10 protein-coding genes are annotated in these 13618 nt (G+C 59.1%); 5 read left to right on the top strand and 5 right to left on the bottom strand.

Annotated features, from left to right (window positions below; translation table 11 throughout):
• Positions 1–3 precede the first annotated feature (3 nt).
• The 5 genes from AC127K_RS13160 to purB are packed head-to-tail and all read left to right on the top strand — an operon-like array spanning position 4 to position 8405.
• On the top strand, positions 4–741 hold the full coding sequence (locus tag AC127K_RS13160) for an IMP cyclohydrolase (protein ID WP_294542002.1): 738 nt from the start codon (positions 4–6) through the stop codon (positions 739–741).
• A gap of 2 nt (positions 742–743) precedes the next feature.
• Positions 744–1925, top strand: a complete 1182-nt coding sequence (locus AC127K_RS13155) for a phosphoribosylaminoimidazolecarboxamide formyltransferase (protein ID WP_483720920.1) — start codon at positions 744–746, stop codon at positions 1923–1925.
• A 17-nt stretch (positions 1926–1942) separates the two neighbouring features.
• Positions 1943–3235: a phosphoribosylamine--glycine ligase gene (gene purD / locus AC127K_RS13150; protein ID WP_483720919.1), complete on the top strand. Its 1293-nt coding sequence runs from the start codon at positions 1943–1945 to the stop codon at positions 3233–3235.
• 13 nt (positions 3236–3248) lie between these two features.
• Entirely contained in the window at positions 3249–6935 is a 3687-nt protein-coding gene (locus AC127K_RS13145; protein WP_483720918.1) for a phosphoribosylformylglycinamidine synthase, read from the top strand.
• Positions 6936–6971: 36 nt separating this feature from the next.
• A complete protein-coding gene (purB, locus tag AC127K_RS13140) occupies positions 6972–8405 on the top strand; it encodes an adenylosuccinate lyase (protein WP_483720917.1) in 1434 nt (477 codons plus the stop codon).
• Between the two features lie 97 nt (positions 8406–8502).
• Here the strand turns inward: purB and AC127K_RS13135 are convergent, their stop codons facing one another.
• From AC127K_RS13135 to AC127K_RS13115, 5 genes are all read right to left on the bottom strand, one after another.
• Positions 8503–9351, bottom strand: coding sequence for an IS3 family transposase (locus AC127K_RS13135; RefSeq protein ID WP_483720451.1), 849 nt, complete (start codon positions 9349–9351; stop codon positions 8503–8505).
• Positions 9342–9692 (bottom strand): transposase, encoded by a 351-nt coding sequence (locus tag AC127K_RS13130; RefSeq protein WP_483720450.1) that lies wholly within the window; start codon positions 9690–9692, stop codon positions 9342–9344. Before AC127K_RS13130 ends, AC127K_RS13135 begins: the two co-directional genes overlap by 10 nt.
• 104 nt (positions 9693–9796) lie before the next feature.
• Entirely contained in the window at positions 9797–11056 is a 1260-nt protein-coding gene (locus tag AC127K_RS13125; protein WP_483720916.1) for a cell division protein FtsQ/DivIB, read from the bottom strand.
• Between the two features lie 81 nt (positions 11057–11137).
• A complete protein-coding gene (murG, locus tag AC127K_RS13120; RefSeq protein WP_483720915.1) occupies positions 11138–12262 on the bottom strand; it encodes an undecaprenyldiphospho-muramoylpentapeptide beta-N-acetylglucosaminyltransferase in 1125 nt (374 codons plus the stop codon).
• 42 nt (positions 12263–12304) lie between these two features.
• On the bottom strand, positions 12305–13576 hold the full coding sequence (locus tag AC127K_RS13115; RefSeq protein WP_483720914.1) for an FtsW/RodA/SpoVE family cell cycle protein: 1272 nt from the start codon (positions 13574–13576) through the stop codon (positions 12305–12307).
• Positions 13577–13618 lie beyond the last annotated feature (42 nt).

Genomic DNA, 13618 nt, shown 5'->3' with positions numbered 1-13618 from the left:
GCGATGAAAAAGAATCTGTACAAGTATCTGGCCGGCAACGAATATCCGGGCCGGGGCATCTGCCTGGGGCTTTCCCCCGACGGTTCCAAGGCCATGATTGCCTATTGGATCATGGGCCGCAGCGCCAACAGCCGCAACCGCGTGTTTGAGGCTCTGCCCGAGCGCGGCGGCATCCGCACTGTGGCGGCGGACCCTGCCAAGATGGAAGATCCCCATCTGATCATTTACAATCCGGTCCTGACCCTGGGCGCTACCACCATCGTGACCAACGGCGACCAGACCGACACCATCTTCAACTTTATGAAGGATGGCCTGTTCCCCGGCTACAGCTTTGAGGCGGCTCTGGCCACCCGCACCTTTGAGGATGACGCTCCCAACTTCACCCCCCGGATTTCCGGCGTGGTGGACATGAAGCAGGGCGGCTACAAACTGAGCATCCTCAAGAGCTGCGACGGCAACGACGCCAGCGTACAGCGCCAGACCTTCGATTACCCCCAGCCGGTGGCCGGAGAAGGTCATCTGATCACCACCTACCAGAAAAACGGCAGCCCCATTCCCAGCTTTGCGGGCGAACCCATGCGGGTAGGCATTGACGAGAGCGACCCCAACGAATTTGCCGGCAAACTGTGGGACGCGCTGAACACCGACAACAAGGTGAGCCTGTTTGTGCGGGCCATCACTCTGGCTACCGGTGATTATGAGGACGTTATCCTGAACAAGTACAATACTGTGGAGGGTTGAGCATGAACGAATTCCAGTTGAAATACGGCACCAATCCCAACCAGAAACCCGCCCGCATCTTTATGGCAGACGGCGGCGAGCTGCCGGTGACCATCCTGAACGGCCGCCCCGGCTACATCAACTTTCTGGATGCGCTGAACAGCTACCAGCTGGTCAAGGACCTGAAGAAGGCCCTGGGTCTGCCCGCCGCTGCCAGCTTCAAGCATGTGTCCCCCGCTGGTGCCGCTGTGGGCCTGCCCCTGGACGACACCCTGCGCCGGATGTACCACATTGACGCCAAGATGGAGCTGTCTCCCCTGGCCTGCGCCTATGCCCGCGCCCGCGGTGCCGACCGCATGTCCAGCTTCGGCGACTGGATCGCTCTGTCCGACGTGTGCGACCTGGCCACCGCCCAGCTCATCAAGCATGAAGTCTCTGACGGCATCATCGCCCCCGGTTACGACGACGACGCCCTGGAAGTGCTGAAGAGCAAGAAGAAGGGCAACTACAACATCGTGGCTATTGATCCCGACTATACCCCTGCGCCTCTGGAGCGCCGCACCGTGTACGGCGTGACCTTTGAGCAGGGCCGTCAGGATCTGGATATCTCCGCCGACACCATGCTGACCAACATCGTGACCAAGGCCAAGGACCTGACCGAAGACCAGAAGCGCGACCTGGTGATGAGCCTGATCGTGCTGAAATACACCCAGTCCAACAGCGTCTGCTATGTGCAGGGCGGCCAGACCATCGGCGTGGGTGCCGGCCAGCAGAGCCGTATCCACTGCACCCGTCTGGCGGGCCAGAAGGCCGACAACTGGCAGCTGCGCCACATGCCCAAGGTGCTGGACCTGCCTTTCCGGGATGACATCACCAAGCCCAACCGGGACAATGCCATTGACGTGTACATCGGGGATACCCCGGAAGATGTGATCGGCGACGACGTGTGGGCTGAGACCTTCACCGAGCAGCCTGCCCCCCTGACCGCCGATGAAAAGAAAGCCTGGCTGTCCCAGGTGCACGGCGTGAGCCTGGGCAGCGATGCCTTCTTCCCCTTCGGCGACAACATCGAGCGTGCCCGCCGCAGCGGTGTGGATGCCATTGTGCAGCCCGGCGGTTCCATCCGTGACCAGCAGGTCATTGATACCTGCGACAAGTATGGCATCGTGATGGCTTTCTGCGGCATCCGTCTGTTCCATCACTGATACCAAAGGAGTTTGCGATGAAGATTTTAGTCGTTGGCGGCGGCGGACGGGAACATGCCATCATCCGCGCGCTGAAGAAGAGTCCCCAGTGCACCGAGATCTGGTGCGCACCGGGCAACGGCGGCATCGCTTATGACGCCATCTGCAAGGACATCAAGGCCACCGATGTGGACGCTATGGTAGCCTTTGCCAAAGAGGAAGGCTTTGACTACGCCGTGGTGGCCCAGGATGATCCCCTGGCCCTGGGCATGGTGGACGCGCTGGCCAAGGTGGGGATTCCCGCCTTCGGTCCCAACGCCGCTGCCGCCCGCATCGAGGCCAGCAAGGTGTTCAGCAAGAACCTGATGAAGAAGTACGGCATTCCCACCGCCGCCTATGAGACCTTTGACAACGCCGACGCTGCCATGGAGTACATCCGCGGTCAGGGCAAGTATCCGGTGGTCATCAAGGCCGACGGTCTGGCTCTGGGCAAGGGCGTGCTGATCTGTCAGGACGAGGCGGAGGCTGAAGCAGGGCTGAAGGAGATCATGCTGGACAAGAAGTTCGGCGCTTCCGGCAACCATGTGGTGGTGGAAGAGTTCCTGACCGGACCTGAGGTGAGCGTGCTGTCTTTCTGCGACGGCAAGACCGTCATCCCCATGGTTTCCAGCATGGACCACAAGCGCGCCCTGGACCATGACGAAGGTCTCAACACCGGCGGCATGGGCACCGTGGCCCCCAACCCCTACTACACCCCCGAGGTGGCAGACGAGTGCATGCGTACCATCTTTGCCCCCACCGTAGCGGCCATGCAGGCGGAAGGCTGCCCCTTCAAGGGCTGCCTGTACTTCGGCCTGATGCTGACTCCCGACGGGCCCAAAGTCATTGAGTACAACTGCCGTTTCGGTGACCCCGAGGCTCAGGTGGTGCTGCCCCTGCTGGAAAGCGATCTGCTGACCGTGATGCAGGCCACCACCGACGGCACTCTGGACAAGACCCCGGTGAAGTTCTCCGACGGTGCCGCTGCCTGTGTGATCCTGGCCTCCGGCGGATACCCCCTGACCTACGAAAAAGGCAAGGAGATCACCGGCCTGACCGAAGGGCAGTTGTCCGGCGCCGCCGATGTGACCGTCTACCATGCCGGTACCGCCCGCAAGGGTGATGCCCTGGTCACCGCCGGTGGCCGTGTACTGGGCGTGACTGCCACCGCTCCCGATCTGGCCTCCGCCCTGAAAAAGGCCTATGCGGCCGCTGAGCAGATTCATTTTGACGGCGTGCACAAGCGCAGCGACATCGGTGCCCGCGCCATGGCCGCCCTGAACCGCCGTTAAGGAGGAAAAACAAATGGTTTACCGCATTTATGTGGAGAAAAAGCCCGGATTTGACGGCGAAGCCCAGGGACTTTTCCATGAGCTGACCGAACTGCTGGGCATTTCCGGGCTGAAAAGCCTGCGCCTGCTGAACCGCTACGACGTGGAAGGCATCGACCGCGACCTGTTCGAGAAGGCCGTGCCCACCGTCTTCAGCGAGCCGCCGGTGGATGTGACCTACGACACCCTGCCCCAGGGCGGCACCGTCTTTGCGGTGGAGTACCTGCCCGGTCAGTTCGACCAGCGGGCAGACTCCGCTTCCCAGTGCATCCAGTTGCTGAGCCAGGGCGAACGCCCCGATGTGCGCAGCGCCCGGGTGTATATTCTGGAAGGTGACCTGTCTGAGGAAGATCTGGCCGCCATCAAGAAGTATGTTATCAACCCGGTGGAAGCCCGGGAAGCCAGCCTGGACGAGCGCAGCACCCTGAAGATGGAGTTTGCCGTTCCGTCCGCCGTGGAGACCCTGACCGGCTTCATCGAGATGGATGAGGACGCTCTGGAAGCCTTCCGGCAGGAAAAAGGTCTGGCCATGGACCACGCCGACATCGTATTCTGCCAGAACTATTTCCGCAGCGAGCATCGTGACCCCACCATCACCGAGATCCGGGTCATCGATACCTACTGGAGCGACCACTGCCGCCACACCACTTTCGGCACCATCCTGGATAACGTGACCATCGACGACGAGATTGTCAAGGCGGCCTTTGACCGCTACATGGCCCTGCGGGAAGAAACCGGCCGCAATGCCAAGAACCGCACCCTGATGGACTGCGCCACCATCGGCGCCAAGGCGCTGAAACAGCGTGGGATCCTGAAGAATCTGGACGAGAGCGAGGAGATCAACGCCTGCACCGTCAAGATCAAGTGCGATGTGGACGGCGAGCAGCAGGACTGGCTGTTCCTCTTCAAAAATGAGACCCACAACCATCCCACCGAGATCGAGCCCTTCGGCGGCGCGGCCACCTGCATCGGCGGCGCCATCCGCGATCCCCTGTCCGGCCGCAGCTACGTCTATCAGGCCATGCGTGTGACCGGCGCCGGTGACCCGCTGAAGCCCGTGTCTGAGACCATGCCCGGTAAGCTGCCCCAGCGCAAACTGGTGACCACCGCTGCCCAGGGCTATTCCAGCTACGGCAATCAGATCGGTCTGGCCACCGGCCAGGTGGATGAGCTGTATCATCCCGGTTATGTGGCCAAACGCATGGAGATCGGCGCCGTGGTGGGCGCCACTCCCGCCAGCCATGTGCGTCGGGAAGAGCCCGCCCCCGGGGATGTGATCATCCTGCTGGGCGGCCGTACTGGCCGTGACGGCATCGGCGGCGCCACCGGCTCCAGCAAGGCCCACAAGCTGTCCAGTCTGGAGACCTGCGGTGCCGAGGTTCAGAAGGGCAACGCCCCCATTGAGCGCAAACTGCAGCGCCTGTTCCGCCGTGAGGATGCCTGCCGCATGATCAAACGGTGCAACGACTTCGGCGCCGGCGGTGTTTCCGTGGCCATCGGCGAGCTGGCCGACGGGCTGCACATTGACCTGAACAAGGTCACCAAGAAGTACGAGGGCCTGGACGGCACCGAACTGGCCATCAGCGAGAGCCAGGAGCGCATGGCCGTGGCCGTGGCCCCTGAGGATGCCGACCGCTTCATCGCTCTGGCCAACGAGGAGAACCTGGAAGCCACCGTGGTGGCCACCGTTACCGAAGAAAAGCGGATGGTGGAAGAGTGGAACGGCACCCCCATCGTCAACCTGTCCCGTGAGTTCCTGAACTCCAACGGTGCCGAACGCCATGCCGACGCCCACATCGAGGCCGGCACGACCTGGAAGCCGAAATGGTCCGGCAACACCGTGGCAGAGAAGATGGAAGCCATGGTCAGCGACCTGAACGTCTGCAGCAAGAAGGGTCTGGGCGAACGGTTCGACTCCACCATCGGCGCGGCCACCGTGCTGATGCCCTACGGCGGCAAGTATCAGCTGACGCCTTCCATGGCCATGGCTGCCAAGCTGCCGGTGGACGGCGAGACCACCACCTGCTCCGGCATGGCCTGGGGCTTCAACCCCTACCTGACCGAAGCGGATCCCTACCGCGGCGCCTACATGGCTGTGGTGGAGAGCGTAACCAAGCTGGTCTGCGCCGGGTTCCATCACGAGGATATGTACCTGACCTTCCAGGAATACTTTGAGCATCTGGGCGACAAACCGGAGCGCTGGGGCAAGCCCCTGGCCGCGCTGCTGGGTGCCCTGGACGCCCAGATGGGTCTGGGCATCGCCTCCATTGGCGGCAAGGACAGCATGTCCGGCAGCTTTGAGGGTCTGGATGTTCCTCCCACGCTGGTCAGCTTTGCTACCGCTGTGGGCAATACCCGGGACGTGCTGAGCCCCGAATTCAAGAAAGCCAACAGCTCGGTGGTCATTCTGAAACCTCAGTACAAAGATGGTCTGCCGGAAGTCAACAGCCTGCTTTCCATCTACAAGATCGTGGAGCAGATGATCGACGAGGGCAAGGTCCTGGCTGCTGCCACCCCCGGATTCGGCGGCATCGGCGAAGCCCTGTTCAAGATGTGTGTGGGCAACCACGTTGGCCTGAAGCTGAGCAAGGCTTTCCGTCCCGAACGGCTGTTTGAGCCCTGCTACGGCGCCGTCATCCTGGAACTGCTGGATGCCACTGCAGGTGAATTCCTGGGCTTCACCACCGTGGACTACACCATGTGTGTGGGCGATGAAGAGCTGGACCTGCCGCACCTGCAGGAACTGTGGGAGCGCAAGCTGGAGCCGGTCTTCCCCTACCGCCGTGCGGGCGAGGAAGTCAAGGCCCTGGAATACCACTGCACCCCCTTCCAGCGCGTGGCTCCGGCCGTGCGTCTGGCCACTCCACGGGTCATCATCCCCGTCTTCCCCGGCACCAACTGCGAGTATGATACCGCCCGGGCCTTCCGTCGCGCCGGCGGTGATCCCCATGTGTTGGTTCTGAAGAACCTGACCCCCGCCGACGTGGCCGAAAGCTGCGAAGCTCTGGTCAAGGAGATCGACGCGGCCCAGATCCTGATGCTGCCGGGTGGTTTCTCCGGCGGTGACGAACCCGATGGTTCCGCCAAGTTCATTGCAGCCTTCTTCCGTGCTCCAGCCGTGGCCGACGCGGTGAACCGTCTGCTGAACGAGCGCGATGGTCTGGCCCTGGGCATCTGCAACGGTTTCCAGGCGCTGATCAAGCTGGGGCTTGTCCCCTACGGCGAGATCCGTCCCATCACCAAGGACGATCCCACCCTGACCTTCAACACCGTACATCGCCACCAGAGCATGCTGGTGCGTACCCGTGTGGCTTCCAACAAGAGCCCCTGGCTGTCCGAGTGCGATGTCAACGACGAGCACCTCATTGCCATCAGCCACGGCGAAGGCCGTTTTGTGTGCAGTGATGAACTGCTGCGGCAGCTGATTGCCAACGGTCAGATTGCCACCCAGTATGTGGACCTGAACTGCGTGCCCACCATGGACCAGCGCTACAACCCCAACGGCAGTGTGCTGGCCATCGAAGGCATCACCAGCCCGGACGGCCGCGTGTTCGGCAAGATGGGTCACAGCGAACGCAGTGCCGATCAGCTGTACAAGAATGTGGGCGGCGACAAGTACCAGCCCATCTTTGAGGGCGGCGTGAACTACTTCAAGCTGTAATGCGCCATCCCCTGACAGATAAGGAGAGTTTTTTCAATGGCACATGATCGTTATATCTCGCCCTTCTCCACCCGGTATGCTTCGGACGAGATGCAGTATATTTTCTCTGACGACAACAAGTTCCGCACCTGGCGCCGTCTGTGGATTGCTCTGGCCAAGGCCGAACAGAAGCAGGGTCTGGACATCACCGATGAACAGATCGCCGAACTGGAAGCCCACAAGGACGACATCAACTATGCGGAAGCCGCTGCACGGGAGAAGCTGGTCCGCCATGACGTGATGAGCCACGTCTACGCCTACGGCCTGCAGTGCTCCCACGCCAAGGGCATCATTCATCTGGGCGCCACCAGCTGCTATGTGGGCGACAACACCGACGTCATCATCATGCGGCAGGGCCTGGAGCTGGTCCGCAAGAAGATCATCGGGACCCTGGCCAATCTGGCCAAGTTTGCCGATGAGTACAAGGATATGCCCTGTCTGGCTTACACCCACTGCCAGCCCGCCCAGCTCACCACCGTGGGCAAGCGTGCCACCCTGTGGATGAACGAGCTGTACATGGACGTGCAGGAGATTGAGCATCAGATCTCTCAGCTTGCCCTGCGCGGCGTGAAGGGCACTACCGGCACTCAGGCCAGCTTTATGGAGCTGTTCGGTGGGGATTCCGCCAAGGTCAAGGCTGTGGAAGCTGATGTCTGCGCCCAGATGGGCTTTGACAAGGTGGTTCCGGTCTGCGGCCAGACCTACAGCCGCAAGGTGGATTACAATGTGCTGTCCGCCCTGGCCGGCCTTGCCCAGAGCGCCATGAAGATGGCCACTGATATCCGTCTGCTGGCCAACTTCAAGGAAATGGAAGAGCCTTTCGAAAAGAATCAGATTGGTTCTTCCGCCATGCCTTACAAGCGCAACCCCATGCGCTGCGAACGCATCTGCGCCCTGTCCCGCTACCTGATGATCGACGTGCTGAACCCTGCTGTGACCGCCGGTACCCAGTGGTTTGAGCGCACCCTGGACGACAGCGCCAACAAGCGCATCGCCATGGCCGAGGGATTCCTGGCCGCTGACGCCATCCTGAACATCCTGCTGAATGTTTCGGATGGGCTGGTGGTGTATCCCAAGGTCATCCGCAGCCGGGTGATGGCAGAGCTGCCCTTCATGGCCAGCGAAAACATCATGATGAAGGCCGTGAAAAAGGGCGGCGACCGTCAGGAACTGCACGAGCGCCTGCGTGAGCACGCTGTGGCCGCTGCCGCTGTGGTCAAGCAGGAAGGCAAACCCAACGACATGATCGCCCGCGTGGAAGCCGATCCCGCCTTTGGGCTGAGCCGCGAGGAGATCGAAGCAGAGCTGAGTCCGGAAGATTTCACCGGTCGGGCTCCGGAACAGGTACAGGAGTATCTGGACCAGTATATTCGTCCCCTGCTGGCCGCCAACCCTGATGCCGTTGGTCAGAAAGCCGAACTGAGCGTCTGACACTGACTTTGTCGCTGAGATAAAACAAAGAACCCCCGCAGTACCCGAAAGTGAAATGACCCCCAAAAGTTAGACAATATTTTCAAATAAAAACTGTTCAAGCAACCGAAAGGGCTTGTTGTCTGTGAATTGCAGGCGGCAGGCCCTTTAGCTTTGTCTTAATACGTCGGTTATTGTAGTAATCCAGATAGTCAATGAGTTCTTGTTTGAAGTGCCGCATGGACTGGAACTTTTGTAGATAGAGCAATTCGCTCTTGAGCAGACCGAAGAAGTTTTCCGCCACTGCATTGTCCAAACAGTTTCCCTTGCGGCTCATGCTTTGCCGGATGCCCTTTGCTTTAAGCATCCTCCGGTACTGCTTGTGCTGGTATTGCCAGCCCTGGTCGGAGTGAAGAATCAGTCTGGTTCCATCCGGTATGGTTTCAAAGGCTTTGGCAAGCATCTTCGTTACCATGCTTAAAACCGGACGGTCAGAGATAGCGTAGCTTACCAAATACCCATTGTGCAGGTCCAAGATTGGAGAAAGATAGAGCTTCTGGCCGAACAGGCTGAACTCTGTCACGTCAGTAACCCACTTCTGGTTTGGCATTTCCGCATGGAAGTCTCTGTTCAGCAGATTAGGGGCGATCTTGCCCACTTCTCCTTTGTAAGAGCGATACTTCTTGGGTCTGACACGGCAAACCAATCCCAGATCTTTCATGAGTCGCTGCACCGTCTTGTGGTTCAAATGTATACCGTTCTTGTGTAGTGCTGCGGTAATGCGCCGGTATCCATACCGCCCTTTGTTTTCGTGGTAAATGGAGGAAATCTCCGCTTTTGCTTCTTCGTATTTATCTTCCTTTTGCATCCGCTTCAGATGGTAGTAGAAAGTGGCACGAGGCAGTTGAGCGATTTCGAGCAGCTGGGACAAAGGATATTTCGGCCTTAGTGTTTGGACTACCTGCATTTTCTGTGCCGGCGTCGCTCTTCCTCCAAAACCAAGGCTTGCAAATTTTTTAGGTATTCGTTCTCCGCGCGCAGTCGCTGGTTCTCGGCAATAAGGTCTTCTTCAACTGTTTTAGACAGCTTCGCAAGCCGGCTTCTTCTTTTGCGCCCTCGACGTTCTATCGCCAATCCTTCCGGCCCTTCTTCAAGATAGATTCGTTCCCAGCGTTCAATAATGCCATGATCATTGATTTTAAACCTTCGCATTACTTCCCGAACACTTAAATGTTCTTCTCGCATTGTCTCCACTACCAGTTGCTTAAATTCCGGTGTGTAGCGTTTGTTTGGTATTCCTTTCGGCATAATAAAGCACCCCACTTGTTATCCAGTATACCATACTGTCTAACAAATGGGGTGCAGTTCAAAGGGCTGCGGGGGTTTTATGTTATTCCGTGGCGGCGATGGTCTCAGCCTTCCGGTACGGGAGTCGGTTCCGGAGTGGGGGTGGTTTCGGTGGAATCGCCACCGCTGCCGGTTGCATCGGCCCCTTCGCCGGTTTCATCTCCGTCCCCTTCCGGGGTAGGAGTGGGCGCGGGTGTGGGCGTGCTGGTATCACTGTTGAAGGTGGCCTCAATATTGCCATCCTCCAGCTGACGGCTCACATCCAGCGTGCCGCGGTCCGAAGAGGTCAGGCCGGTACCGTTCACATCCAGAATCAGGGTCGCTGCAAAGCGAATCTTGTAATCCAGATTGTTGGCAGTACCCAGTGTGACGGAAACACGGCCCTGATACAGGAAGTTCAGTTCGCTCAAGTCGGTCATATCAATGACGGAAATTCCATCCTTGAGCCCATTTTCTTCCAACGCTGTCATCATCTGCTCCAGCGTGTCCTGGGCAGAAATATGGCTGGTCTCTGCCGTCGCCTGCTCCTCTGTCTGTGCCTGCAGTGACAGGAAGCTTCCCGGCGTGGTTGCCTGTCCCTGTGGTATGTCGGCTTCCAGCCAGATCAGCCCATCGGGTTGGCTGTCACTGGTGCGAAGTACCTTGAGATGATCGCTGAATACCAGCCATTGGCCTGCGTATTCCATCATAAAGCGCTCGGTAGCCGGCTGTACTTTGACAACCACCGTACCTGGCATCTGGGTGCCCACATCCGCCACGTCCAGATAGGGAAGATTACTGAGCAGGAACTGGGACTTTTCCCGGGCGGAAAAGCCAAACAGGCTGTCGCCTTCCGAAATTCCCAGCAATTCGATGATCTGGTCTTCGGTATAAACACCGGTGTTCGCTGGTGTGGAACCATCGGTGTTTTCAATGCGGAAGTCCGTGACCTTGAACAGCAGATTGACCGAAAGAATGATCCCGCCAACAAGGACTGCAAACACCAGCAGCGCTCCCAGCACAGCGCGCTGGCGACGGAGGCGCAGCTGTTCGGCATGTGTCACGCGGCGCGGCGGACGACGGTTCGGATTCTGACGGTAAGCGGCTTTCTGCGGATTTTGCTGCGGACGGCGCCCCCTGATGTTTTCCCTACCGTCCATCCCCTGCTGCGGGCCTGTGCGCTGTCCTGTGGGCTGTTGCACCGGACGGGCGCGTCGGGGCTGTCCGGCGGGCTGGGCTTTCTTGGTCAGTCCCAGGCGGCTTTTCATGCTGCGCGGTGCCGGACGTTGGTTTGCGGGCGGGGTCGCGGCTGCTTTCTGCCGGCGGCTTCGCTGGTTACGATCCATCCGCGGCCTCCTTTCTGTCGTGAAAATAGAAAAAGGACAATACGCACAAAACGCCCCGCACAGGGTGGGGCGTTGCACTTCTTACCTGCCCGTTTTGACCAGGGCAAGCAGACGTTCTGTAATCATGTCCAGACTGCGAGGCTGGGCCAAGGTGCGTGCCTGACGGCCCATCTCGGCCAGACGTCCCGGGGCAGCCAGCAACTGCTGCACAGTCTCAATCAGTTTTTCGGCGGTCAGGTCCTTCTCTTCAATGACCACCGCTGCGCCGGCCTTCTGCAATTCCAGGGCATTATAATACTGGTGGTTTTCGGCCACGTTGGGGCTGGGAATCAGGATGGCAGCACGGCCCATGGCTTCCAGTTCCGCCAGCGTCAAAGCGCCCGAACGGGAAATGACCAGATCGGCTGCGGCCAGCAGTTCCGGCATATTCTTGATATATTCCTTTACCACCAGATTGGGACCGGGCGCAAAACCTTCCTGTTTGGCCAGGTCCTGAAACAGCTGTACCCCACGGCTGCCTGTGGCATGCAGATGCAGCACATTCTGATGGGTCTTCTGTTCCCAGCCGCACAGGGCACCCACTACCTCGTTGATGCGTCGGGCGCCCAGGCTGCCGCCAAAGCTCAGAATCACCGTACGGTCCCCTGCTCCGATGGCAGCGCGGGCGGCCGCCCGGTCCTGGGTCAGGATTTCCGGACGGACAGGGTTGCCTACCACCTGCGTCTTATCCGGAGCGCCCAGTTTTTCCACCGCGGCGGCACTGGCCGCAAAGACCACATCCACATCTTTGGCCAACAGCTTATTGGTGACTCCGGGGAAGGCATTCTGCTCATGAATTGCCGTCTTGATTCCCTTTTTGGCCGCAGCCCGCACCACCGGACCGCTGACATAACCGCCGCAGCCGATGACCAGATCCGGCTGGACCTCCCGAAGGATTGCCGCCGTGCGCGGACCGGACAGGGCCAGATGATAAAGCGCCTGGAAATTGCGGGCAATATTTTTGGGCGTCAGGCGGCGCTGAAAACCATTGATTTCAATATGATGAAAGGGATATCCGGCCGCCGTCACAAGGCCGTACTCCATTCCTTCCCGGCGCCCCACAAAGTGAATTTCCGCAGACGGCTCTGCCTTTTTCAGCGCACCGGCAATGGCCAGCGCAGGATTGATGTGTCCGGCAGTACCGCCGGCGGCGATCAGAACACGCATATGGTTCCCTCTCTTTCCCTCGATACCCAAAAGCGGCGGGTGTCAGCCGCTGACATTCTCCCGCCGGCGATAGACTTTGCGTGTGGGGCTGTTGCCATGCAGGCGACGCATCAGCTCATCCTGGCTGCGTTTCCGCTGCGCCATGATTTTGGCATTTCCCGCCCGTGATACGCTGAGTACGACCCCCATTTCACATAGCAGCAGCAACAAGCTGCTTCCGCCCGATGAGAAGAAGGGCAGGCTGATGCCAGTGTTGGGCAAGGTGGCCGTAACCACACCGATATGACAGAATACCTGCCATGCGATCTGCGCCATCACGCCAATGGTCAGCATACTGCCGAAATAGTCCGGCGAGCGCAGGGCAATCAGGATGCCTTGAATGAGCAGGGCCGCAAACAGTCCGATGCAAAGCACCGCTCCGATAAAGCCCAACTCTTCACACAGAACAGAAAAGATGAAGTCATTGGTTGCTTCCGGCAGCCACAGCTGTTTCTGACGGCTGTTGCCGATGCCAAGACCGGTCAGGCCGCCCGAAGCAATGGAATACAGGCTCTGGGTTGTCTGATAACCAAGATCCACATCACTTTCAGCAAACAGGCCCCAGGCACCCAGGCGCTCGTTGGCGACATCATTCCCTTCAGCGGTCAGCATCAGATACAGACCGCCCATGGCCACACCGGCCATCACAGGCATCCAGCGCAGCGCGCAGCCGCCGCACAGAAGCATGGTGCCCAGGATCATGCAGATCAGCAGAATGGCAGAGTTGTGGGGTTCCATGCGCAGCAGAACCACAATGGGAAGTACCGGCAGGATCGGCATGATCATGCCATGCACCAGGGTCCGCCGTTGTTCATAGTGTTCATCGGTATACAGGGCCACTCCCAGAATAACCGCAAACTTGGCGATTTCCGAAGGCTGGACGCTAATGCCCAGAATATACACCCAGCGATGAACGTAGTTGATCTCCTTACTGAACAGAGCCAGCACCAGCAGGAACATCAGTCCCACATACAGATGTGCATACAGATAGCGCAACGCATGGTAGTCTATGTTGGAAATCACTACCATGAGGAACAGGCCGCCCAACGCCAGAATCACCTGTGGTTTTATGTAATGGTAGATATCCCCAAACCGATAATAGGCGGTGACATAGCTGGCTGAAAACAGCATAATCAGCCCATAGCACAAAACCAGCAGCAAGGTGCCCACAAAGCCCCAAGAGACAGGCCCGTGCTCCTCTTTGCGAAAGGCTGCATTCTGTGCAAAACGTACCAGATTGCCGAATGTAATGTCAAAAATGCGTGCAGCGGTCACGGGCAGGTCCCTCCTTTCCTGCAAAGGGAGCGGTGCAGGATG

Source organism: Subdoligranulum sp. DSM 23681 (genome assembly GCF_057005535.1).
Note: the sequence above shows the minus strand (reverse complement) of the source record. Positions and strands in the feature narration are given on the sequence as shown.